21 protein-coding genes are annotated in these 23440 nt (G+C 68.0%); 8 read left to right on the top strand and 13 right to left on the bottom strand.

Annotated features, from left to right (window positions below; all coding sequences use genetic code 11):
• The 10 genes from JJB11_RS23440 to JJB11_RS23395 form a co-directional block, all read right to left on the bottom strand.
• A partial coding sequence (locus JJB11_RS23440) for a sodium:solute symporter family transporter (protein WP_422917856.1) occupies positions 1–763 on the bottom strand: 763 nt, incomplete at its 3' end.
• A gap of 64 nt (positions 764–827) precedes the next feature.
• Entirely contained in the window at positions 828–2384 is a 1557-nt protein-coding gene (gene ubiB, locus JJB11_RS23435; RefSeq protein ID WP_201177324.1) for a ubiquinone biosynthesis regulatory protein kinase UbiB, read from the bottom strand.
• Positions 2381–2983 (bottom strand): hypothetical protein, encoded by a 603-nt coding sequence (locus tag JJB11_RS23430; protein WP_242529084.1) that lies wholly within the window; start codon positions 2981–2983, stop codon positions 2381–2383. Before JJB11_RS23430 ends, ubiB begins: the two co-directional genes overlap by 4 nt.
• 96 nt (positions 2984–3079) lie before the next feature.
• Entirely contained in the window at positions 3080–4072 is a 993-nt protein-coding gene (locus JJB11_RS23425; RefSeq protein WP_201177322.1) for a Tim44 domain-containing protein, read from the bottom strand.
• A gap of 31 nt (positions 4073–4103) precedes the next feature.
• Positions 4104–4835 carry a bifunctional demethylmenaquinone methyltransferase/2-methoxy-6-polyprenyl-1,4-benzoquinol methylase UbiE gene (gene ubiE, locus JJB11_RS23420; RefSeq protein WP_201177321.1) on the bottom strand — a complete coding sequence of 244 codons (732 nt, stop codon included), beginning with the start codon at positions 4833–4835 and terminating at the stop codon, positions 4104–4106.
• A gap of 12 nt (positions 4836–4847) precedes the next feature.
• On the bottom strand, positions 4848–5258 hold the full coding sequence (locus JJB11_RS23415; protein WP_201177319.1) for a gamma-butyrobetaine hydroxylase family protein: 411 nt from the start codon (positions 5256–5258) through the stop codon (positions 4848–4850).
• Between the two features lie 61 nt (positions 5259–5319).
• Complete coding sequence (locus JJB11_RS23410; protein ID WP_340643179.1) at positions 5320–6876, bottom strand: ShlB/FhaC/HecB family hemolysin secretion/activation protein; 1557 nt, start codon at positions 6874–6876, stop codon at positions 5320–5322.
• A gap of 204 nt (positions 6877–7080) precedes the next feature.
• Positions 7081–8460 carry a FecR family protein gene (locus tag JJB11_RS23405; protein ID WP_201177315.1) on the bottom strand — a complete coding sequence of 460 codons (1380 nt, stop codon included), beginning with the start codon at positions 8458–8460 and terminating at the stop codon, positions 7081–7083.
• A 133-nt stretch (positions 8461–8593) separates the two neighbouring features.
• Entirely contained in the window at positions 8594–9016 is a 423-nt protein-coding gene (locus JJB11_RS23400; RefSeq protein WP_201177298.1) for an HIT domain-containing protein, read from the bottom strand.
• Between the two features lie 10 nt (positions 9017–9026).
• Positions 9027–12920 carry a DUF3683 domain-containing protein gene (locus JJB11_RS23395; protein WP_201177296.1) on the bottom strand — a complete coding sequence of 1298 codons (3894 nt, stop codon included), beginning with the start codon at positions 12918–12920 and terminating at the stop codon, positions 9027–9029.
• A gap of 188 nt (positions 12921–13108) precedes the next feature.
• Here JJB11_RS23395 and ugpB point away from each other — a divergent pair, with 188 nt between their 5' ends.
• The 5 genes from ugpB (at position 13109) to ugpQ (ending at position 18084) form a co-directional block, all read left to right on the top strand.
• Entirely contained in the window at positions 13109–14416 is a 1308-nt protein-coding gene (gene ugpB / locus JJB11_RS23390) for a sn-glycerol-3-phosphate ABC transporter substrate-binding protein UgpB (protein ID WP_201177294.1), read from the top strand.
• A 93-nt stretch (positions 14417–14509) separates the two neighbouring features.
• Entirely contained in the window at positions 14510–15391 is an 882-nt protein-coding gene (ugpA, locus tag JJB11_RS23385; protein ID WP_201177292.1) for a sn-glycerol-3-phosphate ABC transporter permease UgpA, read from the top strand.
• Between the two features lie 4 nt (positions 15392–15395).
• Positions 15396–16247, top strand: coding sequence for a sn-glycerol-3-phosphate ABC transporter permease UgpE (gene ugpE / locus JJB11_RS23380; protein ID WP_201177290.1), 852 nt, complete (start codon positions 15396–15398; stop codon positions 16245–16247).
• A 60-nt stretch (positions 16248–16307) separates the two neighbouring features.
• On the top strand, positions 16308–17318 hold the full coding sequence (locus tag JJB11_RS23375; RefSeq protein WP_201177288.1) for a sn-glycerol-3-phosphate import ATP-binding protein UgpC: 1011 nt from the start codon (positions 16308–16310) through the stop codon (positions 17316–17318).
• Positions 17319–17343: 25 nt separating this feature from the next.
• Positions 17344–18084, top strand: a complete 741-nt coding sequence (gene ugpQ, locus JJB11_RS23370; RefSeq protein ID WP_201177340.1) for a glycerophosphodiester phosphodiesterase — start codon at positions 17344–17346, stop codon at positions 18082–18084.
• A gap of 12 nt (positions 18085–18096) precedes the next feature.
• Here the strand turns inward: ugpQ and JJB11_RS23365 are convergent, their stop codons facing one another.
• The 3 genes from JJB11_RS23365 to JJB11_RS23355 all read right to left on the bottom strand — a co-directional run bounded on the left by JJB11_RS23365 (position 18097) and on the right by JJB11_RS23355 (position 20645).
• Complete coding sequence (locus JJB11_RS23365) at positions 18097–18687, bottom strand: DUF3501 family protein (RefSeq protein WP_201177286.1); 591 nt, start codon at positions 18685–18687, stop codon at positions 18097–18099.
• Between the two features lie 41 nt (positions 18688–18728).
• Positions 18729–20081, bottom strand: a complete 1353-nt coding sequence (locus JJB11_RS23360; protein WP_201177284.1) for a (Fe-S)-binding protein — start codon at positions 20079–20081, stop codon at positions 18729–18731.
• A gap of 141 nt (positions 20082–20222) precedes the next feature.
• Complete coding sequence (locus tag JJB11_RS23355; RefSeq protein ID WP_201177282.1) at positions 20223–20645, bottom strand: rubrerythrin family protein; 423 nt, start codon at positions 20643–20645, stop codon at positions 20223–20225.
• Positions 20646–20887: 242 nt separating this feature from the next.
• Here JJB11_RS23355 and JJB11_RS23350 point away from each other — a divergent pair, with 242 nt between their 5' ends.
• Genes JJB11_RS23350 through JJB11_RS23340 form a run of 3 tightly spaced genes read left to right on the top strand, consistent with a single transcriptional unit; the run spans position 20888 to position 23433 of the window.
• The gene (locus JJB11_RS23350; protein WP_201177280.1) at positions 20888–21505 is read left to right on the top strand and encodes a VOC family protein; all 618 of its coding nucleotides are present in this window, start codon (positions 20888–20890) and stop codon (positions 21503–21505) included.
• Between the two features lie 21 nt (positions 21506–21526).
• The gene (locus JJB11_RS23345; protein ID WP_201177278.1) at positions 21527–23248 is read left to right on the top strand and encodes an FAD-dependent oxidoreductase; all 1722 of its coding nucleotides are present in this window, start codon (positions 21527–21529) and stop codon (positions 23246–23248) included.
• The gene (locus JJB11_RS23340) at positions 23245–23433 is read left to right on the top strand and encodes a DUF2783 domain-containing protein (protein WP_201177276.1); all 189 of its coding nucleotides are present in this window, start codon (positions 23245–23247) and stop codon (positions 23431–23433) included. Before JJB11_RS23345 ends, JJB11_RS23340 begins: the two co-directional genes overlap by 4 nt.
• Positions 23434–23440 lie beyond the last annotated feature (7 nt).

The raw sequence follows: 23440 nt of genomic DNA, 5'->3' as shown, positions 1-23440 counted from the left end.
ACATCACGCGCTGGAACACGTCCTGCTGCGGAATGCTGCCCAGCATCATCGTCACGCCCGCCGCGACGAAGAACGCCATGTCGGTGAGCGAGGGCGCGGGCAGGAAGTTCCAGAGGTCCTTGGACGACGCCAGGGCCAGCACCTTGTCGGCGCCGCCGGCCAGGTCGGCGGAGAAGATGGCGATGATGGTGAGGCCCACCACCAGCACGATCATCTGGATGAAGTCGGTCCACGCGACCGCCAGGAAGCCGCCGATCACGACGTACACCAGCACGGCGAGCGTGCCGACGATCATGCCCGTGGTCTCGGACATGGCGCCGTTCGTAAGCACCGAGAACACCAGGCCCAGCGCGGTGATCTGCGCCGCCACCCAGCCCAGGTAGCTGAGGATGATGGCCAGCGAGCAGAACACCTCGATGCCGCGGCCATAGCGCTGGCGATAGAAGTCGCCGATGGTCAGCAGGTTCTGCTTGTACAGCTTCGTCGCGAAGAACAGGCCGACCAGGATCAGGCAGGTGCCGGCGCCGAACGGGTCTTCCACGATGGCGTTCAGCCCGCCCTGCACGAAGCGGGCGGGGATGCCCATCACCGTCTCCGCACCGAACCAGGTCGCGAAGGTGGTGGTGACGACCATCACCAGCGGCAGGCTGCGGCCGGCGATGGCGAAGTCCGAGGTGTTGTGGATGCGGGTGCCCGCCCAGACCCCGATGCCCAGGGTGCCGAGCAGGTACAGCACGACGAAAACGACCAGCGTGTAGTTCATGAACGCCCCAAGCTCCTGGGCCCTGTTCCGGGCTGCGCGGCATTATGCCCAACCGTTGCGGGGCTCAGAACAGGTACGGTGCCACCAGCAGGAACAGCACGCCCAGGCCGAGGAACAGCCCGCCGTAGATCAGCGTCCGCAGCAGCCGGTTCGTCTTCTTCAGTTCGGCCATCAGTTCGTCCGCGTCTTCCTTCAGGATGCCGCGGTCCTGCACGAGCCGCCGGTGGATCAGGTGGGGCAGTTCGGGGAGGATCTTCGCGTAACGCGGCGCCTGGTCGCGCAGCTCCTGCAGCAGCTTGCGCGGACCGATCTGGTCCATCATCCAGCGCTCGAGGAAGGGCTTGGCCGTGTTCCACAGGTCCAGGTCCGGGTCGAGCTGCCGTCCCAGCCCTTCGATGTTCAGCAGCGTCTTCTGCAGCAGCACCAGTTGCGGCTGGATCTCCACGTTGAAGCGGCGCGAGGTCTGGAACAGGCGCATCAGCACCATGCCCAGCGAGATCTCGCGCAGGGGCCGGTCGAAGTAGGGCTCGCACACGGTGCGCACCGCCCCTTCGAGTTCGTCCACCCGGGTGCCCGGGGGCACCCAGCCCGACTCGATGTGCAGCTGCGCGACCCGCTTGTAGTCCCGCCGGAAGAAGGCCGTGAAGTTCTGCGCCAGGTAGTCCTTGTCGAACTCCGTGAGCGTGCCGATGATGCCGAAGTCGAGCGAGATGTAGCGCCCGAAGGTGCCCTGCTCCACGCTCACCTGGATGTTGCCCGGGTGCATGTCGGCGTGGAAGAAGCCGTCGCGGAACACCTGCGTGAAGAAGATGGTGACGCCGTCGCGGGCGAGCTGGCCCAGGTCGACGCCGTGCTCGCGCAGCCGCTCGACCTGGCTGATGGGGATGCCCACCATGCGCTCCATCACCATCACTTCCGGATGCACGAAGTCCCAGAACATCTCGGGAATCATCACCAGGTGCAGGTCGGCCATGTTGCGGCGCAGTTGCGCCGCGTTGGCGGCCTCGCGCACCAGGTCCAGTTCGTCGTGCAGGTACTTGTCGAACTCCGCGACCACCTCGCGCGGCTTGAGCCGGCGCGCGTCGTACGAGACGGACTCCACCCAGCCCGCCATCATGCGCATCAGGTCCAGGTCCTTCTCGATCACCGGCAGCATGCCCGGACGGAGCACCTTGACGGCCACGTCGCGCACTTCGCCATTGCGCAGGCGGATCGTGGCGAAGTGCACCTGCGCGATCGACGCGCTGGCCACCGGCTCGCGCTCGAAACTCTCGAAGATCGCGTTCAGCGGCCGGCGGAAGGCGCGTTCGATGCTCGCCACCGCGACCTCGGACGGAAACGGCGGCACGCGGTCCTGCAGCATCGCCAGTTCCTCGGCGATGTCGGGCGGCAGCAGGTCACGGCGCGTGGACAGCACCTGGCCGAACTTGACGAAGATGGGGCCGAGCGCCTCCAGCGCCTGGCGCAGGCGCTGGCCGCGCGGTGCATCCAGCCGGCGGCGGCGGCCGATCGTGATGATGCGAGCCAGCCCCCGCAGGCGGAAGCCGGAGAGCGCCAGCTCGTCGAGCCCGAAGCGGAAGATGACCCAGACGATGACGAAGGCGCGCAGGTAGCGCGTCATCCGCCTGCCTGCCCTGGCGCCGGTGGAGCGGTCGGCGCGGCCGGCACGCCGGATCCGGCGGGAGCGCCGGATCCGGCGGCGCCGCCGCGCGCGGTGAACTGGCGCACGGCATCGCCCATGCGGCGCAGCACGCTGCCCAAGGCATGGGCCGGCGCGTCGCCGAAGATGCGCGCGAGGTCCTCCTCGAGGTCCCAGCGCACGTGGTCGACCAGCCATTGCACTTCGGCGGCCAGCTGCACGTCGCCGGCGATGCGCACCGGCGGCTTCTCGCCGCGCAGCGCCGTCTGCGCCAGCGCCCACGGCGAGTCCTCGGCGACCGTGAGGCTCAGGTCCGGCGCCTGCGCACTCGAGCCGAGGTCGAGCAGGCCGGCGGGCGTCGCGACCAGCCGCACGTTGAAGTGGCGCCAGTGCGCCTCGACGAGCCGGCCGGCCTGGCGCTTCAGGCGCGCCTGCGCCTCGGGCTCCTGCTGCAGCACGTGATTGAGCAGCAGCACCAGCCGGCGCTGCATCTCCTCCACGACCCACGGGGGCGGCTGCAACATCTGTCCGACGCGATCGAACAGCTGGTCGAAGAAGGAAGCGGGGGGCGAACTGGCCATCCCCGGATTATGGTGGTTCGGCGTGGCCCCTTGGGCCGTCCACGCCAGCGTTGCGCGTCGAAGCGGTCCCGGCCGCTCGCGGCGCCGGGCCCCACCTCACTGGAGCGCCTGCACTCCCGCCACCAGCCAGCCGCTGGAGCCGTCGCGCGGCTTGGTCATGTTCCACACCTCGCGGAACGGCGCGGGGCCGGCCGAGGGATCCTCGCGGATCATGCCGGAGAACTCCACGCTGGCCATGTACTCCCCGGGCAGGTCCTGGATGCCGAGCAACTGCGCTTCCAGCAGGTCCACGCCCGTCTTCTGCACCGGGCCCGGCTGGCGGTCGCGCTCGGCGAGCTGGGCCTGGATCTCGCGCAGCATCTCGTCGGTCATCATGCCGCGCAGCGCCGCGATATCGGCGCGGTCCCAGGCGTCCTGCAGCGCCACGAAGTTGCGCTTGGCGGCCGCGAGGAAGGCGGCGGTGTCGAAGCCGGCGGGGATGCCCCAGGCCGGCTCACCCGGCGCGGGCTCCGGCGAGCCGCGCAGCGCGGAGCCGATGCGCACAGCCTCCGCGGCGTCCTGGGCGTGCGTGGCGTCATAGCCGCTCTCCCACGGACGTGCCGATGCGTCGTTGCCCACCTTCTGCGGGTTGTACTGGCGCGGCGAGAGCGGGTCGTCCGCGCTGAGGCCGCTGTGCTGGTAGGGCCCGGCGGCGGCGGCGGCCGGGGGCTGCGCGCGCCGCCGCAGCATGGCGATGGCAGTCATGGCCAGCAGGGCCAGCAACACAACCAGCATCACGCTGCCGAACGCCGCGCCGAAGCCGAGCGCGTGCGCCAGCGCGGCGAGGCCCAGGCCGGCGGCAAGCCCGCCCAGCATGCCGCCCCAACGGCTGCGGGGCGGCGGCGCGGCCGGCGCACCCGCCGGCTCGGGCGCGCGCTGCGCATTGGCAGGAGCGGTGGGGGTCGCGGGCGCGGGAGACGTCGACTGACGCTGGGTGACATTGGACGATTGCCGCCCGATCGAGCCTCCGCCGCCCAGGCGGCGCGCGGCGTCCGCATCGGCAGCGCCGACGGCGAGCGCGGCGGCCAGAAGGACGGTCCAGAGTTTCATGCGTGGCTCCTCGAACGGCACGGATGCGATCTCAGCATTTGATCGCAACATGCAAGGCGGCAACTCCGCCCGTCAGGTTGTGGTAATCGACGTGACCGAAACCGCACTTGCGCATCAGGGCCTTGAGCTCCTCCTGCCCCGGGTGCATGCGGATCGACTCGGCGAGGTAGCGGTAGCTCGCCTCGTCGCGCGCGACGTAACGCCCCAGCCGCGGCAGGATGTTGAAGGAGTACCAGTCGTAGGCCTTGCGCAACGGCGGCGCCACGCGCGAGAACTCCAGCACCAGCAGCTTGCCGCCCGGCTTGAGCACGCGCTGCATCTCGGCCAGCGCCTGCTCCTTGTGCGTCATGTTGCGCAGGCCGAAGCCGACGCTCACGCGGTCGAAGCTCTCGCTCTCGAAGGGCAGCTTCTCGGCATCGCAGACGACGGTGGGCAGCACCAGCCCGTCATCGAGCAGGCGGTCGCGCCCGACGCGCAGCATGGAGGCGTTGATGTCCGTGTGCACGACCAGCCCGGAGCTGCCGACCTTGCGCGCGAAAGCACGCGCCAGGTCGCCGGTGCCGCCGGCGATGTCCAGCACGCGCTGGCCGGGGCGCAGGTCCGCGGCGAGCACGGTGTAGGCCTTCCACGCGCGGTGCAGGCCCATGGACATCAGGTCGTTCATCAGGTCGTAGCGCGGCGCGACCGAGTCGAACACGCTGCGTACGCGGCGCGCCTTCTCCCGCTCGTCCACGCTCTGGAAACCGAAATGCGTCTGGCTCATGGAGTTCCCTGTTCAGTGGCCGCAGGCATGGCCGGACTTCGCGGGCATGGCGGCATCGCGCTCGACGCCCGCTTCGCGCAGGCGGCGCTCGTAGTCCTCCCACAGCTTCGCCTGCTGCGAGCCCAGGAAGTGCAGGTACTCCCAGGAGAAGATGCCGCTGTCGTGGCCGTCGGAGAAGGTCGGCTTGACGCCGTAGTTGCCCACGGGCTCCAGTTCGACGATGCCGACCTCGCGCTTGCCCGTCTGCAGCACCTCCTGGCCGGGCCCGTGGCCCTGCACTTCCGCCGAAGGCGAGTACACGCGCATCAGCTCGAACGGGATGCGGAAGCGGGAGCCGTCGGAAAAGCCCACCTCCAGCACGCGCGAGGCGCCATGCAGGGTGATGGATTCGGGGGAAGGAGTTTCGTTGCGCAGACCGGCCATGGCCTAGTGTACGCACTGCACCGCGCGCGCGCTTGCGTGCGGTCGCCTGCGGACAACCCGGTTAGAAACGGATACCGACGCTCACGTAAAGGCGCTCGTCGCCGGTCTGGGGAGAACCCGAATCCAGCGCCAGGGGCACGCGGCTGCCGCGGACCAGGTAGCCGTAGTCGATGGCGGCCGTGACCACGCCGCGCGTGTAGCGCAGGCCCACGCCCACGCTGGCGAGGCCGTCGGAGGCGGGGTTGGTCATGCCGTCGGGCTTGTTGTTGCGCACATAGCCGGCGTCGACGAAGCCGAGCAGGCGCATGCCGGCCAGGAGCTCGGGGGTCATCACTTCCACCGTGCCCTGCAGGCCCGAGTCGCCGGTGACCGGCCGGTCCAGGTCGGTGCCGCGCACCGAGCCGAGCCCGCCGATGCCGAACTGTTCGCCGGCAATGAGCACGGCGCCGCTGTACTGGAAGGAGCCGCGGGCGGTCCACAGCCAGCGGCCCGCGAAGGGCGCGGAATAGGTGGCCGCGCCCCGCAGCGCCGTCCAGTGGACCGTGTCGATGCGCGGATCCTCCGTGCGGTAGGAGGCGAGATCGTTGTGGGCGCCCGTGCCGGTGTTCGCGGCGAGTGCGGCGTTGTAGCCCCAGGATGCGGTGTCGGTCTCGGTGCGCGCCGTGTAGCCCAGCGTGAGCGGCCGGCTGCGCCGGTTTTCCTGGCCGAAGCTCTGGTCGTTCAGCAGGCCGGCGTCGAACACCTTGTCCTCCAGCCCCAGCGACACGTAGCTGCGCCGCCCGCCCTGCGGTTCGAGGTATTGCGTGTACGCCAGCGTCATCGCGTGACCGGCGCCCGTGCTGGTGAAGCTGCCGAAATTCCCGACCACGTCGGAATGCGTGTACGTGGCCCCGACGACGGCGCCGAGCGAATAGAGCGGGATCTTGTACGCCAGGCCGAGCTGCTTCACGTCCTCGCTGCGTTCGATCGAGGTCGTGTACGCGCCGATGAACTCGTGGTCGCGGTCGAACAGGTTGGTGTGGCCCGCGGTGAGGATCAACCGGTCGCGGCCCGAGGACGCATTGCCGGTGTTGGCGATCGCCACGCCGGCCGTCCAGGGCCGCTGCTCGTGCACGGTGATGGTCGCGTCGATCCGGTCGGCCTCCTGCGACTCGCGCAGGCCTACCTGGATCTGCTTGTTCGGGTTTTCGTTGGCGATGGCGGTCTGGATGGCGAGCTTGCGGAAGTTCGGGCTCTCGCCTTCGCGCAGCTCCGGCACGGAGCGGCGGATGTTCGCCTCGTCGTAGATCTGCCGGCCTTCGTAGCCGACCTGGCCGAGGGTGAAGCTCACGATGGCGAGCCGCACGCGGTCACCGATGTCCTGCGGCGGGAGGACGACCCGGTGCAGGCCGTAGCCGCGGGCGCGCAGTTCGGATTCGAGGGCGGCGGTCGCCTGCTGCAAGGTGGCGAGCGTCGCGTCGGGCCGCACGAAAGGCGCCAGCACGCGCTGCGCATCGGCCTCGCCGATCGGGTTCTCGCCTTCGATGCGGAAGCCGCGGATCGCGAACACCACCGGCGCGGCCGGCTTCGCCATCGGCGGCACCGCGGGCGTGACCGTCTGTGCCGAAGCGGTGGCCACCGCCAAGGCGGCCAGGGCAGCCGGAAAGCGGGAGCGGGCTGCCGAACGCAAAGGGCGCAAAAGGGAACAACCCAAGCCCGCAAAAGAAACTCCTGAATGGAATTCCTTTTGCGTCCTCTGCGCAATCTCTGCGTCCCCTGCGTCCGGATGTTGGTCGTTGATCCCCATTTTCAGAGATGCACTCGTGTTCAGCCGCGCACAGCCCTACCTGCAGACCGGGCCCGTGCGCACGCCCGACTCGTTCAGGATGCTCGTCAGCAGGGGATTGCGCGAGTTCGGCAGCGGAACGCGGTCGAACTCGATGAACTTCGGGATCACTTCGGGACGCGCCGTGCGGCCGTCGAGGCCGGCGAAGCCCGCTTCCCCGCGCCCAAGGTGCAGCACCTCGCCCGCCGTCGTGATCTCGATGTGCCCGTCGCGCACGAAGACGAACAGGCCTTCGGCGGCATCGGGCACGCTGCTCTCGGCGAACAGCTTGGGCGGCACGGTGACCGCATCGGGGCGCGGCTCGGGCCGGGCCGGCTCGGTGCTGATCTCCTGCACCGACCCGGTCGCCGGGATGAACAGGCCCTGCCCGGCCTGCAGCACCTGCAACGCGGCCTGGCCGCTGGGCGCCACTTCGATCGCGCCCAGCCAGGTCCAGAGCGTCAGGCCGGTGCCCGGATCGCCCGGCTCGCCGGCGCAGGCACCCGTGCAGGTCACGTCGAAACCCGTGCCACGGACGCCGATGGTCGCGTTCGCCGTGCCGAAGCCGACGTTGCGGTGGTTGGCCTGGCCGATCAGGCCGGTGAAGATGCGCAGGGAGCCGCGCAGGATCGAGGCGAGGAAGCGGCCGTCACCCGGATTGCGCTCGTCGTAGACGAAGTTGTCGAGCCGCAAGCGCGTGTGCGATCCGAGCGTGACCCGGGACCCGTCGCGGAACACGAGCACGCCTTGCGAGCCGGGCGTCGTCTCGACGACGTCGCCGGGGTACACGCTGCCGCCATCCACCAGCCGCCGCCGCCTGCCGTCGGCGTCGGTGGCGTAGCTCTCGCCCCGCACGTCGATGATCCTGGCGCTGGCCTGCACCGCATTCGGACGCGCCGCTTCCCGGACCTGCGTCGACTCCTGCGCGCATTCGGGCGTGGTGCACAGGCGCGCATCGAAGTCCGTGCCGCGGATCCCGATGACGGCGGTGCTGGTCTGCACGCGCGCGGCGTCGGGGGAGCCCTTCGAGATCAGGCCGGTGACGGCGCGGAAGCCGCCGCGCACGAGCTGCATGAGCATGCTGTTGTCCGGCGCGCTTTCGCGAAAGCGGTACTGCTGCAGCACGAGCTCGGAGTCGGGCCGCACCGTCATGCGCGTGCCGTCCTGCAGCCGGATGATCGCGGAGGCGCCCGCGGCGGTCGTCAGGCGGTCGCCCTCCCGCAGCGGCAGGCCGCGCCCCAGGGTGCGCGGCGGCTCGCCCGGGCTCTGCGCAAAGCCGACGCCGCGCGAGAACTCCACGTCGCCGACCGTCTGCGCGTGCAGCGGCACGGCCGCCAGCAAGAAGCAGGCGACCCCCAGGGCCGCCTGCCAGGAAACGCGTTGACGTGCGGCAAGCATGGACGGCCCCCCGATCCCCGAGTGACAAGCGGAATCCGCGACCTGCGCGTTATACACGCGCCATCCGCACACAGGTTTTGCAAGTGGAAAGAGATCGGGCCAGCCGTGTTTCGGCGGCGCCCCGGCGCAGCCGCTAAAAGCGCGCCAGCAGGTCCTGCTCCAGCGCGGGCAGGCGCGCTGAGACGGCTTCGAGCTTCTGCGGGTCCGCCGTGCGCTGCACGCCGGCCCAGACGGCGCCGGGAAAGTGACTGTCCCAGTCGAACCGGGCGATCACGTGCCAGTGCAGGTGCGGCACGGCATTCCCCAGCGCGGCGATGTTCACCTTGGTGGGCTGAAGGTGCCGCAGCAAGGCTTCCTCGACCGCGACCACGACGTCCATGCAGGACTGGCGATCCGCCGGCACGAGCTGCGAGAACTCGCGCACGTGCTGCTCCCAGACCACCCGATAGAAGCCCGGGAAGCCCGGCTCCTGCGCGTGGACCAGGCGCCAGCGCGGGGCCTGGACCACCACGCGTCCGCCGGGCGCATCGCACAAGGGACAACCGGGCTGCTTCACCGCGCCGTGCTCACACCAGCACCCGCTCGATGCCGCCTGCGTTGGCGGCAGCCACGTACTGCTTCATCCAGTCGGCACCGAGGATCTTGCTGGCCATCTCCACCACGATGTAGTCGGCCTCGAGCAGGCCGTTCTGCAGGTCATGGTTGTAGCGGCTCAGGCCTTGCAGGCAGCTCGGGCAGCTGGTGAGGATCTTGACGTTGCCCTCGGCCGGCACCGCGCCCGAGGCGCGCAGCGCCGCTTCGTCCTTGCGCAGTTCTTCTTCCTTGCGGAAGCGCACCTGGGTGGCGATGTCGGGGCGCGTGACGCCGAAGGTGCCGGACTCGCCGCAGCAGCGCTCGGACTTGCGCACGTTCTCGCCGACCAGCGCCTTCACCGTCTTCATCGGCTCCTGCAGCTTCATCGGCGAGTGGCAGGGATCATGGAACAGGTACCCGCCCGCGCCTTCGAGCTTGATGCCCTTTTCCAGCAGGTACTCGTGGATGTCGATGATCCGGCAGCCCGGGAAGATCTTGTCGAACTCGTAGCCTTGCAGCTGGTCGTAGCAGGTGCCGCACGAGACCACCACGGTCTTGATGTCCAGGTAGTTCAGCGTGTTGGCGACGCGGTGGAAGAGCACCCGGTTGTCGGTGATCATCTTCTCCGCCTTGTCGAACTGGCCGGAGCCGCGCTGCGGGTAACCGCAACACAGGTAGCCGGGCGGCAGCACGGTCTGCACGCCGGCATGCCACAGCATCGCCTGCGTCGCGAGCCCCACCTGCGAGAACAGGCGCTCGGAGCCGCAGCCGGGGAAATAGAACACCGCTTCCGATTCCGCGGTGGTCGCCTTCGGGTCGCGGATGATCGGGACGTAATCCTTGTCCTCGATGTCCAGCAGCGCGCGCGCAGTCTTCGTCGGCAGGCCCGCAGGCAGCTTCTTGTTGACGAAGTGGATGACCTGTTCCTTGAGCGGCGCGGGGAAGTGCGTCTCCGGCGGCCGCGTGACCTGCAGGTGCGCGAAGCCGCGGAAGACCGTGTTCGCCAGGCGCTGCGCCTTGAACCCGATGCCGACCATGCCGGCGCGCACCGCCTTGATGGTCTCCGGGTTGGTCGCGTTCAGCATGAACATGGCGGCCGCGTTGCCGGGGCGGAAACTCTTCTGCCCCATCTTGCGCAGCAGGTTGCGCATGTTCATCGACACGTCGCCGAAGTCGATCTTCACCGGGCACGGGTTCAGGCACTTGTGGCAGACCGTGCAGTGCTCCGAGACGTCCTCGAACTCTTCCCAGTGCTTGATCGACACGCCGCGGCGCGTCTGCTCTTCGTAGAGGAAGGCTTCCACCAGCAGCGAGGTGGCGAGGATCTTGTTGCGCGGGCTGTACAGCAGGTTCGCGCGCGGCACGTGGGTGGCGCACACCGGCTTGCACTTGCCGCACCGCAGGCAGTCCTTGATGGAGTCGGCGATCGCGCCGATGTCCGACTGCTGCATGATGATGGACTCGTGCCCCATCAGGCCGAAGGACGGCGTGTACGCGTTGGTGAGGTCCGCGTACACGGAAGTGTCGGCGTCGACCTCGCCCAAGGCGGACGGGCGCAGCAGCTTGCCCTTGTTGAAGCGGCCCTGCGGGTCGACCTTCTGCTTGTATTCGGCGAAGGGCGCGATCTCCTCGTCGGTGAGGAACTCCAGCTTGGTGATGCCGATGCCATGCTCGCCCGAGATCACGCCGTCGAGCGAGCGGGCCAGCACCATGATGCGCTTCACGGCCTCGTGCGCCGTCTGCAGCATCGCGTAGTCGTCGCTGTTGACGGGGATGTTGGTGTGCACGTTCCCGTCGCCGGCGTGCATGTGCAGCGCCACCCACACACGGCCCTTGAGCACGCGCTGATGGATCGCGTCCACCTCGAGCAGGATGGGGGCGAACGCATTGCCGGCGAAGATGGCCTGCAGCGGCGCTCGGATCTGCGTCTTCCAGCTCGCGCGCAGGCTGTGGTCCTGCAACTGCGCGAACAGGCTGTCGACGCCGTCGAGCCAGCCCTGCCACTGCGCCCGCACCTCGCGCACGAGGGCCAGCGCCTGCTGCACGCGGTCTTCCAGCAGTTCCGCCGACGGAATCTCGCCGGCGTCGTCCTGCCGCCCCAGCGGCAGGTTGCCGCGGGCGAAGAAGAGTTCCAGCTCGTTGGCCAGCGCGATCTTGTTGCGCAGCGACAGCTCGATGTTGATGCGCTCGATGCCGTCCGTGTACTCCGCCATCCGCGGCAGCGGGATCACCACGTCCTCGTTGATCTTGAAGGCGTTGGTGTGCTTGCTGATCGCGGCGGTGCGCTTGCGGTCCAGCCAGAACTTCTTGCGGGCTTCGGGACTGATCGCGATGAAGCCTTCGCCGCTGCGTGAATTGGCCAGCCGCACCACCTCCGAAGTGGCACGCGCCACGGCGTCCGGATCGTCGCCGGCGATGTCGCCGACCAGCACCATCTTGGGCAGCCCGCCGCGCTTGGACTTGGTGGAATAGCCCACGGCGCGCAGGTAGCGGTCGTCGAGGTGTTCCAGGCCCGCCAGCACCACGCCGCTGCGCTTCTGCTCGGCGAACATGAAGTCCTTGATCTCGACGATGCTGGGCACCGCGTCCCGGGCATTGCCGAAGAATTCCAGGCAGACCGTGCGCGTGTGCGCGGGCATGCGGTGAACGACCCAGCGCGCGCTGGTGATCAGGCCGTCGCAGCCTTCCTTCTGAATGCCGGGCAGGCCGGACAGGAACTTGTCGGTGACGTCCTTGCCCAGGCCTTCCTTGCGAAAGCGCGATCCCGGGATCTCGAGGCGCTCGACGCGCTGCGGCTTGCTCCAGTCGATCTTGCTCGGCGCGCCGAAGTAGCGCAGCTCGAAGGTCGCCATCGGGGCGTCGTGGATCTTGCCGAGGTTGTGGTCCAGGCGGATCACCTCCAGCCACTCGGCCTCGGGCGTGACCATGCGCCAGGACAGCAGGTTGTCCAGGGCCGTGCCCCACAGCACGGCCTTCTTGCCGCCCGCGTTCATCGCGATGTTGCCGCCGATGCACGAGGCCTCGGCCGACGTCGGGTCCACGGCGAACACGAAGCCGGCGCGCTCCGCGGCGTCCGACACGCGCTGCGTCACCACGCCCGCTTCCGTCCAGATCGTCGGCACCGGCTGGTCGTGGCCGGGGATGGCGACCCGCTCCATCTCGCTCATGGCCTCGAGCTTCTCGGTGTTGATCACCGCGCTCTTCCAGGTGAGCGGGATCGCGCCTCCGGTGTAGCCCGTGCCGCCGCCGCGCGGGATGATGGTCAGCCCGAGCTCGATGCAGCCCTTCACCAGGCCGGCCATCTCTTCCTCGGTGTCGGGCGTGAGTACCACGAACGGGTACTCGACGCGCCAGTCGGTGGCGTCCGTCACGTGCGACACGCGCGACATGCCGTCGAACTTGATGTTGTCCTTGCGCGTGTAGCGGCGCAGCAGGCGCTGGGCCCGCGCGCGCAGGGCAGCGGTCTCGGTGAAGGCCGCATCGAAGCGGCGCACGGCGCGGTTCGCGTCCTCCAGCAATTCCCCCACGAGGGCGTCGCGCTGCGGATCGGCGTCGGCGTCGCGCCGCTTGCCCACTTCGGCGAGCCGGTGGTGCAGGGCCTCGACCAGCAGGCGCCGCCGCCGCGGGTTGTCCAGCAGGTCGTCCTGCAGGTAGGGATTGCGCTGCACGACCCAGATGTCGCCCAGCACTTCGTAGAGCATGCGGGCGGAGCGGCCCGTGCGGCGTTCCTCGCGCAGGCGATTCAGGATCTCCCACGCACGGGAGCCGAGCACGCGGATGACGATCTCGCGATCGGAGAACGACGTGTAGTTGTAGGGAATCTCGCGCAGGCGCGGGACATCCCCGACCGCGGCCATGAGTTGTTCGAGTGTCGTTGGCGCGTTCATGTTGTCAGCACAGTGGCAGCCAAACAGAGCAACCCGGCTGAAGGAGGATGTTACCGCAGCGCAGCAAGCGCGCGGGCCCGTCATGGGAAACCCCCTTGCCGCCCGGGAGGCATGCTCTGTCTAATGCCGGTCACAATTCCACCGTAGAGTCACGGCTTTTTCGCAGCACCTCCCGAGGAAAAGGAACAATGAAAATCAGGTTTTCCGCGCTCGTCCTGAGCCTTGCATTCGCCGCCGCCGCCCCCGCCCATGCCGTCACCGAGGTCCCGTGGTGGCACTCGATGACCGCCGCCAACAACGACTGGGTCAACGACCTGGCGAACCAGTTCAACGCAAGCCAGAAGGACTACAAGATCGTTCCCGTCTTCAAGGGCGAGTACGACGTGTCCATGACCGCCGCCGTCGCGGCCTTCCGCGCCGGCCAGGCCCCTGCCCTGCTGCAGGTCTTCGAGGTGGGCACCGCGACCATGATGGCCAGCAAGGGCGCCATCGTGCCGGTGGCCAAGGTCATGAAGGACGCCGGCTACAAGTTCGACGCCAAGGCCTTCATCCCCGCGGTCGCCGGCTACTACACCGCACCCAACGGCGAGATGCTGAGCTATCCGTTCAACAGCTCCACCACGGTCTTCTACATCAACAAGGATGCGTTCAAGGCGGCCGGGCTGGACCCGAACAATCCGCCCAAGACCTGGCCCGAGGTGACGCTGGCGGCGGCCAAGCTGAAGGCGAGCGGCCACAAGTGCCCGCTCACCACTTCCTGGCAAGGCTGGACGCAGCTGGAGAGCTTCTCCACCTGGCACAACACGCTGCTCGCGACCAAGGACAACGGCATGAGCGGCATCGACGCGCGCCTGGTCGTGAATTCGCCGCTACACGTGCGGCACATCGAGAACCTGGGCAACATGGCCAAGCAGGGCCTGTTCGTCTACAAGGGCCGCAGCAGCGCGGGTGACGCTGCCTTCTATTCGGGCGAGTGCGCGATGACGACGGCGTCCTCCGGCATCTACGGCAGCATCGTCAAGAACGGCAAGTTCGCGTTCGCCGAAAGCACACTGCCGTACTACCCGGACGTGCCGGGCGCGCCGCAGAACACCGTGATCGGCGGCGGCAGCCTGTGGGTGATGGCCGGCCAGAAGCCCGAGGTCTACAAGGGCGTGGCCGCTTTCCTGAACTACATCTCCAGGCCGGAAGTGCAATCGGCCAGCCACAAGCGTACCGGCTACCTGCCCGTGACGCTCGCCTCGTACAAGCTCACCGAGGAGTCCGGCTTCTACAAGGAGCACCCGGGCGCCGACACCGCGGTCAACCAGATGGTGCGCAAGACAACGAACAAGTCCCGCGGCATCCGGCTGGGCAACTACGTGCAGATCCGCGCCATCGAGGACGAGGAACTCGAACAGGTGTGGGCCGGCAAGAAGACCGCCAAGGAAGCGCTGGACGCGGTGGTCGAACGCGGCAACGTCCTGCTGGAACGCTTCCAGAAGGCCAACAAGTAAGGTACTGCTCGCAGTCCGGCCGCCGCGTGCGGCCGCTCACACGGCGCCCGCGTGCCTCCGGCCGCGGGCGCTTCCTCGTGGACAATGCACGACATGGAAAAGCGGTCCGTCTTCCGATCCGCCTGGCTGCCGTGGGCCTTGCTCGCGCCGCAGGGCATCGTCATCGCGGTGTTCTTCTTCTGGCCCGCGGCGCAGGCCCTGGTGCAGTCGCTGCAGCAGCAGGACGCCTTCGGCCTGTCCGTGCAGTGGGTGGGCCTGGAGAACTTCCGCAACCTGTGGAACGACCCGAGCTACCTGGCCTCGTTCCAGACCACCGCGGAATTCTCGCTGCTGGTCGCCGGCCTGGGCATCGGCCTGTCTCTGCTCCTGGCCGTGTTCGCCGACCGCGTCGTGCGTGGCACGCTGGTGTACCGCACGCTGCTGATCTGGCCCTACGCCGTCGCACCTGCCGTGGCGGGCGTAGTCTGGCTGTTCCTGTTTTCGCCCAGCATCGGCGTGGTGGCCTACTGGCTGCACGAGGTCGGCTTCGAATGGAACTCGCTGCTGAACGCCAACCACGCGATGGCGCTGGTCGTCATGGCCGCCGTGTGGAAGCAGTTCTCGTACAACTTCCTGTTCTTCGTCGCCGGGCTGCAAAGCATCCCGCGCTCGCTGATCGAGGCGGCTGCGATCGACGGCGCGGGCCCGTGGCGGCGGTTCTGGACCATCCAGTTCCCGCTGCTGTCGCCCACCACGTTCTTCCTGCTGGTCATCAACGTCGTCTACGCCTTCTTCGACACTTTCGCGATCGTCGACACGGCGACCAAGGGCGGTCCCGGCAAGGACACCGCGATCCTCGTCTACAAGGTGTACTTCGACGGCTTCAAGGCGCTGGACCTGGGCTCGTCGGCGGCGCAGTCCGTCGTGCTGATGGTGGTCGTCATCGGCCTGACGGTGCTGCAGTTCCGCTTCGTCGAACGCAAGGTGAACTACTGAAGCCATGATCGAGAGAAACCGCTTCCTGTCGGTGCTGACGCATGTCGTGCTGCTGCTCGGCGTCGCCGTCGTCGTGTTCCCGGTCTACATCGCGCTGATCGCGTCCACCCACACCACCGAAGAAATCATCCAGGTGCCCATGCCGCTGACGCCCGGCACGCACTTCCTCGAGAACTTCACCGCGGCGCTCCTGAGCACGGATACGGGGACGGGACTGCACACGCCGATGGCGCGGATGCTGACCGTCAGCCTGGTCATGGCCTTGGCGATCGCCATCGGGAAGATCGCGATCTCGCTGCTCTCGGCCTTCGCCATCGTGTATTTCCGCTTCCCGTTCCGCATGCTGTGCTTCTGGGCGATCTTCGTCACGCTGATGCTGCCGGTGGAAGTGCGCATCGCGCCCACGTACAAGGTGGTGTCGGACCTGCACATGCTGAACAGCTATGCGGGGCTCGCGATCCCGCTGATCGCCTCTGCGACCGCCACCTTCCTCTACCGGCAGTTCTTCCTGACCGTACCGGACGAACTCGCCGAGGCCTCGCGCGTCGATGGCGCCGGTCCCATGCGCTTCTTCAAGGACGTGCTGCTGCCGCTGTCGGCGACCAGCACCGCGGCCCTGTTCGTCATCCAGTTCATCTACGGCTGGAACCAGTACCTCTGGCCGCTGCTGGTGACCACCGAGGAGCGGATGTACCCGGTGGTGGTCGGCATCAAGCAGATGATCTCCGCCGGCGACGCGGAAACGCAGTGGAGCATCGTCATGGCCACGGCGATCCTGGCGATGCTGCCTCCCGCCGTGGTGGTGCTCGCGATGCAGAAATGGTTCGTGCGCGGCCTGGTGGACGCGGAAAAATAAATGACCTTGCGTCACAGCCCAAGAGATGCGGAGCATCGTTGCTCTGTCACAACTGACTAAATGGCAGCCCTCACCTTCAACAACGTCATCAAGCGCTACGGCAAGGGCCGGACCGAACTGCAGGTGATCCACGGGGTCGACGCGGAAGTCGGCACCGGCGAATTCGTCGTGATCGTCGGCCCTTCCGGCTGCGGCAAGTCCACCCTGCTGCGCATGGTCGCCGGCCTGGAGGAGATCAGCGGCGGCGAGATCACCATCGGCGGGCGCGTCGTGAACGAGCTCGAGCCCGCCGACCGCGACATCGCCATGGTGTTCCAGAACTACGCGCTGTATCCGCACATGAGCGTGTTCGACAACATGGCTTATGGCCTGAAGATCCGCAAGATGCCGGTGGCGGAGATCAAGGAGCGTGTGGACAAGGCGGCGGCCATCCTCGAACTGGGCCACCTGCTCGATCGCAAGCCGCGCCAGCTCTCCGGCGGCCAGCGCCAGCGCGTCGCCATGGGCCGCGCGATCGTGCGGCAGCCGCTGGTCTTCCTGTTCGACGAGCCGCTGTCCAACCTGGACGCGAAGCTGCGCGCGCAGACCCGGCTGGAGATCCAGAAGCTGCACCGCGAACTGGGCATCACCTCGCTGTTCGTCACGCACGACCAGGTGGAGGCGATGACGCTGGCGCAGCGCATGATCGTGATGAACGCCGGGCGCGTGGAGCAGTTCGGCACGCCCGACGAGGTGTATCACCGGCCGGCCTCCACTTTCGTCGCGAGCTTCATCGGCTCGCCGCCGATGAACCTGCTGAAGAACGCGCAGGGCGGCCGCAACGGCGCCATCACGGGGATCCGGCCGGAACACCTGGACGTGGGGGATAGCGGCTGGGAAGTGCGCACGGAGACCGTCGAAATGCTCGGCGCCGAGCGCCTGATCTACGGCCGGCTGGGTGACGAGCCGATCATCGTGCGCATCGAGGAGAACCAGCCGTCGCCCCGGCCCGACCAGGTGATCCGGGTGAAGCCGCGCGAAGACCGGCTGCACTCGTTCGACGCGGAAACCGGCAAGCGGATAGCCCGATGAGAAGCACTCGCGCACCCGGGAACGCATCGTGAACCCATGGCTTTATCCCCGCTGGATCGCCCACCGCGGCGCCGGCAAGCTCGCACCGGAGAACACGCTCGCGGCGTTTCGCGTCGGCGCGGCGCACGGCTACCGCATGTTCGAATGCGACGTGAAGCTCTCGGCCGATGGCGTGCCCTTCCTGATGCACGACGCGGCACTGGAGCGCACCACCAACGGTGTCGGCCTCGGCGGTGACCAGCCGTGGGACCAGCTCGCGCGCCTCGACGCCGGCAGCTGGCATTCGCGCGGCTACGCGGGCGAGCCGCTGCCGACGCTCGAGAACGTGGCGCGCTTCTGTCTGGCGAACGGCTTGCTCCTGAACATCGAGATCAAGCCGACCCCGGGAGCCGACCAGGAGACCGGGCGAGTGGTGGCGAACTACGCGGCGCGGCTCTGGAAGTCGGCTGCGGTGCCTCCGCTGCTCACGTCCTTCCGTCCCGATGCGCTGCAGGCGGCGCAACAGGCCCAGCCGCAACTGCCACGCGGACTGCTGCTGGACGCGCTGACGCCGGACTGGTGGGAGCTGGCCCAGCGCCTGCAATGCGTCGCCATCGTGTGCAACCACGCGCTGTGGGACCCGGCGCTCGTCGCGCAGGTGCACGGCGGCGGCATGCGTTGCCTCTCGTACACCGTGAACGACGACTGGGCGGCCCAGCGGCTGGTCGCGCTCGGCACCGACGGGATCATCACCGATCGCGTGGACCTGTTCGCGCCGGCGCCCTGACGCCGGGCCGCGCTACTGCAGGTCGCTCGCCAGCGAGGCCAGCGTCTCCGGCCCGATCGTCACATGCGCCGGGTAGTTGGTGTGGTCGCATCCGAGCTTCACCGCGGCGCCCGCCTTCACCGCCGCGCGCATCGCCGGCGTGAGCTCGAAGCGCAGGAAGTGCACGGAGGAGGTCTTCTCGTCGTTCTCGCGATCCAGGTCCTCGTCGGCGATCGCATAGACGCGTCCGTGGCCTTCGACTTCCACGAACATGCGGTCCTCGACGCCGATCAGGCGCGCGAGTTCGCGCCGCCGCTCGTTCTCGTCGGGATACTCGATCATCATCGTCGCCTTCCAGTTGCCGCCGTCCGGCACCAGGGGCGCGTAGGCATCGATCTCCTGCTGGATGCCCTCTTCCTCGAAGACCTTCTCGATGCGCAGCATCTCCTGGATCTGGTATCGCATCGACAGTTCGCTCTCGAACTGCACCGTGATGTGCTCGCCCAGGGGCACGCTGCGCAGCTTGCGATGCGCGATGACCTCGCCGTGGTGCAGCTTGCGCCACTTCGCGTAGGCCTCCAGGGTCATCAGGCTGTCGGCCGTGATCTTGCCGGTCGTCTTCATGGTTTCAGAGGGGACAGGGCCAAAGGTCCGTCCCCAGGTATTCAGTCTAATCCGTAGGCAATGCGCAGCAGCGTCAGCGGGTGCTCGAGCCGCGGCGTGCCGAGCCCGTTCACGTCGAAGCCCTGGTCGATGTGGTGGCCGGCCAGCGCGCAGTCGGAACTGATGTAGTCGGGCGCGCCGCCGGCGGGGTGTTCGGCCATGCGGCGGAACAGCGGCTTGCCGATCTTCATCGCCACTTCGTGCGTCCCCGTCTTCACGCCGTAGGTGCCCGCATGGCCCGAGCAGCGCTCGTTGCGGTAGACCTCGGTGCCCGGGACCGCCTTGAGCATTTCCTCGGTCTTGGGCCCGATGTTCTGCACGCGCTGGTGGCACGGCACGTGGTAGCTCACCTTGCCGAGCGACTGCGGGAACTCGGTCTTGAGCAGGCCGTCGCGCTTGCGGGCCGCGAGGTACTCGAAGGGATCCCACATCGCCTGCTTCACCGCCTGCACGTCGGCGTCGTCCGGGTACATCAGCGGGATTTCCTGCTTGAACATCAAGGTGCAGCTCGGCACCGGGGCGACGATCGCCCAGCCTTCCTTCGCGTACTTGGCAAGCACCGGGATGTTCGCGCGCTTGCCCTTGTCCACGGACTCGAGGTCGCCGAGCTCCAGCTTGGGCATGCCGCAGCATTGCTCCTTGCTCACGACGACATAGGGGATGGCGTTGTGCTGCAGGATCTTCAGCAGGTCGAGGCCGATCCCGGGCTCGTTGTAGTTCACGTAGCAGGTGGAATACACGACCACCTTGCCGGGCGCGCGCTCGCCGTCCTGCACCGGCGTCTCGGGCGAGCGTGGCGCAGCGCTGCGGAAACGGCGCGTCGCCAGCGAGGGAAGCCAGGCATGGCGGTCCACGTGCAGGACCTTCTCCAGCGCAGCGCGGGCCGGTTGCGTCTCGTTGATGGCGTTGACCGCCTGCGTGACGATGGGAATGCCGGCGAGCTGCCCGTGCACGTCGGTGGACGCCAGCAGCCTGGAGCCGGCGTCCACGCCGCCCTTCTTGTACTTGATCGCTTTCGCCCGCAGCATGGTGTGCGGATAGTCCACGTTCCACTGGTGCGGCGGAACGTACGGGCACTTGGTCATGTAGCAGAGGTCGCACAGGTAGCACTGGTCGACGACCTTCCAGTAGTCCTGCTTCGCGACGCCGTCGACTTCACCCGACGGGCCCTCGTCGACCAGGTCGAACAAGGTGGGAAAGGAATTGCACAGGTTCACGCAGCGGCGGCAACCGTGGCAGATGTCGAAGATGCGCTCCAGCTCCGCGAGGCACTTCTCCTCGTCGTGGTAGTCGGGGCTCTTCCAGGCTATGGGATGGCGGGTGGGCGCCTCCAGACTGCCTTCGCGGACGGCCATTCGTGGTGTCTCCGTGGATGACAAATGACGCGACCGCTGCGCGGCCTGCATGGCGAATGAGCACCGGTCGCGTGTCCATTCGTCATGCACCGGGCGCGAGCCCGGTGCAGTCCAGCGTTGCGGCGCGAGCCGCACGCGTCGTCAGTCGGCCAGTTCGTTCAGGGCCCTGGTGTAGCGGTTGGCGTGCGAGCGCTCCGCCTTCGCCAGGGTTTCGAACCAGTCGGCGATCTCGTCGAAGCCTTCCTGGCGCGCCGTCTTGGCCATGCCCGGGTACATGTCGGTGTACTCGTGGGTCTCGCCGGCCACGGCGGCCTTCAGGTTGTTGCGCGTGCTGCCGATCGGCAGGCCGGTGGCGGGGTCGCCGACCTGCTCGAGCCATTCGAGGTGACCATGGGCATGGCCCGTCTCGCCTTCGGCGGTGGAGCGGAACAGGGCCGCCACATCGTTCTGGCCTTCGACGTCGGCCTTGTTCGCGAAGTACAGGTAGCGGCGGTTGGCCTGGGACTCGCCTGCAAAGGCGGCCTTCAGGTTCTCTTCCGTCTTGGAGCCTTTGAGTGCTGCCATGGAGATCTCCTTCTGGGTGGGTGACGAGGGAACCGTTGCGCTTCGGCGCGGCCGAAGACGCTGCAAGCGTAATGAGGGAGGACAGGCCCGTCTAATAGCGAGCCTCAATGCACCTGATGGACCGAGCCTATCCCATCTATGCAGCTGATAAAGGTTCTCAAAGCAAGTCCCCTCGGCGTGGAGCGAGCAAGGCCATTACGTTATAGTAAATGCATTACGCATTGTTGAATCGAGGAGCCTCCATGGCAGCCGTCCTGAAGGACGCGGGCGCCCTGCCCGCGCCCGCTCCGATCCACCAGCTCCACCACGTCGCCTATCGCGCGCGCGACGCGGAGGAGACGCGGCATTTCTACGAGGACATCCTCGGCCTGCCGCTGTACCACATCATCCAGAGCGACTATGTGCCGAGCACGGGCGAGTTCTGCCCGTACACGCACTTCTTCTTCCGGCTGCAGGACGGGTCGTTCATCGCCTTCTTCGACCTCGGCGACGACGCGGCGTCGGAGCCGTCGCCCAATACGCCGAAGTGGGTCAACCACATCGCGTTCCGCGTCGATGGCGTGGACGAGCTCAAGCGCATGAAGGAGCGCCTCGAAGCGCACGGCGTGCAGGTGCTGGGGGTGACGGATCACCACATCTTCCATAGCATCTACTTCTTCGACCCGAACGGAGTCCGGCTCGAACTGAGCGCCCAGCTCGCCGATGAGTTCCAGATGCTGCAGGAGAGCAAGACTGCGCACGCCCGGCTGCAGGAGTGGACCGCCCGCAAGGAGCAATGGCGCCAGGACCGCGCGGCGGGCAAGTCCGACGCCCCGCTCAAGCCGCAGCAGAACGACCGGCCCGAGTTCGCGAAGAAATAAGACCACGCGCGAGGAGACAGGATGGTGGAGAGCTACGCCGCCCCGGCATGGAGCAACGGCTATGAGTTCGCGCAGGGCAGCGGCTACCAGCTGCCCGAGTACCCGTTTCGGGAGCCGCCGGAGATCGCTGCCGGGCAAACCAGCCATCACCCCATCGTGATCGTCGGCGGCGGCATCACCGGCCTCACCGCCGCCTGCGCGCTGGCGCAATACGGCATAGCCGCCGTGCTGCTGGACGAGGACAACACGGTCGGCGTGAAGGGCGCGTCCTCGCGCGGCATCTGCTACACGCAGAAGTCGCTGGAGATCTTCGAGCGTCTCGGCATCTACCATCGCATCGCGGCGAAGGGCATCCAGTGGAGCGTGGGCCGCACCTTCGCGGGCAAGGACGAGGTGTACTCGTTCGACCTGCGGCAGCAAGGCGGCTATAACCTCTCCACGCAACCGCCCTTCATCAACATCCAGCAGTTCTACATCGAGGCCTTCCTGGTGGATCGCATAGTGCAGCTGGGGCATGTGGACCTGCGCTGGCGCAACCGGGTGACCGGCTTCCGGCAGGACGGCGAAGCCGCCACGCTCAGCGTGAGCACCCCTGCCGGCGACTACGAGATGCGGGCGGATTACGTGATCGACGCCACCGGCTCGCACAGCCCGTTCCGTCAGTGGGTCGGCGCCTCGGTGACCGCGAAGAAGGGCGACGACCGCTGGTGCATCGCCGACGTGCGCTTCACGAAGCATCCCCCGGTGGAGCGGCACACCTGGATCGAGGCGCCGTTCAACGAGAACCGCGCCGTGTGGCAGCACCTCATGGGCGACGACGTCTGGCGCATCGACTACCAGATGGCGCCCGACTCGGACCCGTCGGAGGTGAGCCGCGAAGACGTGGTGCGCGAGCGCCTGGTGCGGCAATTCGGCGCCGATGCGGGCATCGAGATCGTGTGGGTCGGCCCGTATGCCTACCGCAGCGAGTGCATCGACCAGATGCGGCACGGCCGCGTGTTCTTCATGGGCGACTCGGCCAAGGTCGTGAGTCCCTTCGGTGCGCGCGGCGGCAACACCGGCATCGCGGATGCAGACAACCTGGCGTGGAAGCTGGCCGCGGTACTGCAAGGCCGTGCCGCGCCCGCGCTCCTCGACAGCTACCACGAGGAAAGACACGAGGCGGCACGGCAGAACGTGCAGGTCACCAACCGCACGGCGCGCTTCCTGCGTCCCGCCACACCGGCGGAAAAGCTGTTCCGCGATGCCGCGCTCAGCCTCGCGCGCCAGCACGTGTTCGCGCGCCAGTTCGTCAACACCGGCCGCATGGCGATCGCGAATCCGTACTCCCGCTCCACGGCCTGCGACCGCACCGGCGGACAGTCCGTCCAGAACGTCGGCTTCCAGTGGCCGGACGGCAGCATGGGCACGGTCAACGACCTGCTGCGCTGGGCCGCGGGCCGCTTGCTGGTACTCGTGTTCGGCAGCCCATCCCCTGAGGCCCTGGCGCGCCTGCGCACCCTGGGCGACACCGCACCGGTGCGCTGCGTGCAGGTGCTCGACGCCGATGAACGCGCCGGCGCCCTCGAGCACGTGCGCGACCCCAAGGGCCACCTGCAAGGCGCCTGCCATGTGTTCGGCCACGCCTGGGCGCTGGTGCGGCCGGACAGCTATGTCGCCGCGACGGGAGAGTCGGTGGATGCTTCGCTGGTCCACGCCGTGGGCCAGGCCCTGGGCGCCGCCCTGGAGGAGGACGTCGCATGAAGACGCAACTGAACCTGCAGGACGCCGACGGCTTCTACGAACAGCTGCTCGACGCGCACCAGGGGCTCGACGAAGAGCAGTCGAAGCTGCTGAACGCGCGGCTCATCCTGCTGCTCGCCAACCAGGTGGGCGACGCGAAGGTGCTCAAGGACTGCGTCGAGGCGGCGAAGACCTTTCCGTCCTAGCGAGCCG

The sequence above is a fragment of the Ramlibacter ginsenosidimutans genome, assembly GCF_016654015.1.
GTDB lineage: Bacteria > Pseudomonadota > Gammaproteobacteria > Burkholderiales > Burkholderiaceae_C > Ramlibacter > Ramlibacter ginsenosidimutans.
This window is presented reverse-complemented; position numbering and strand designations above follow the sequence as displayed.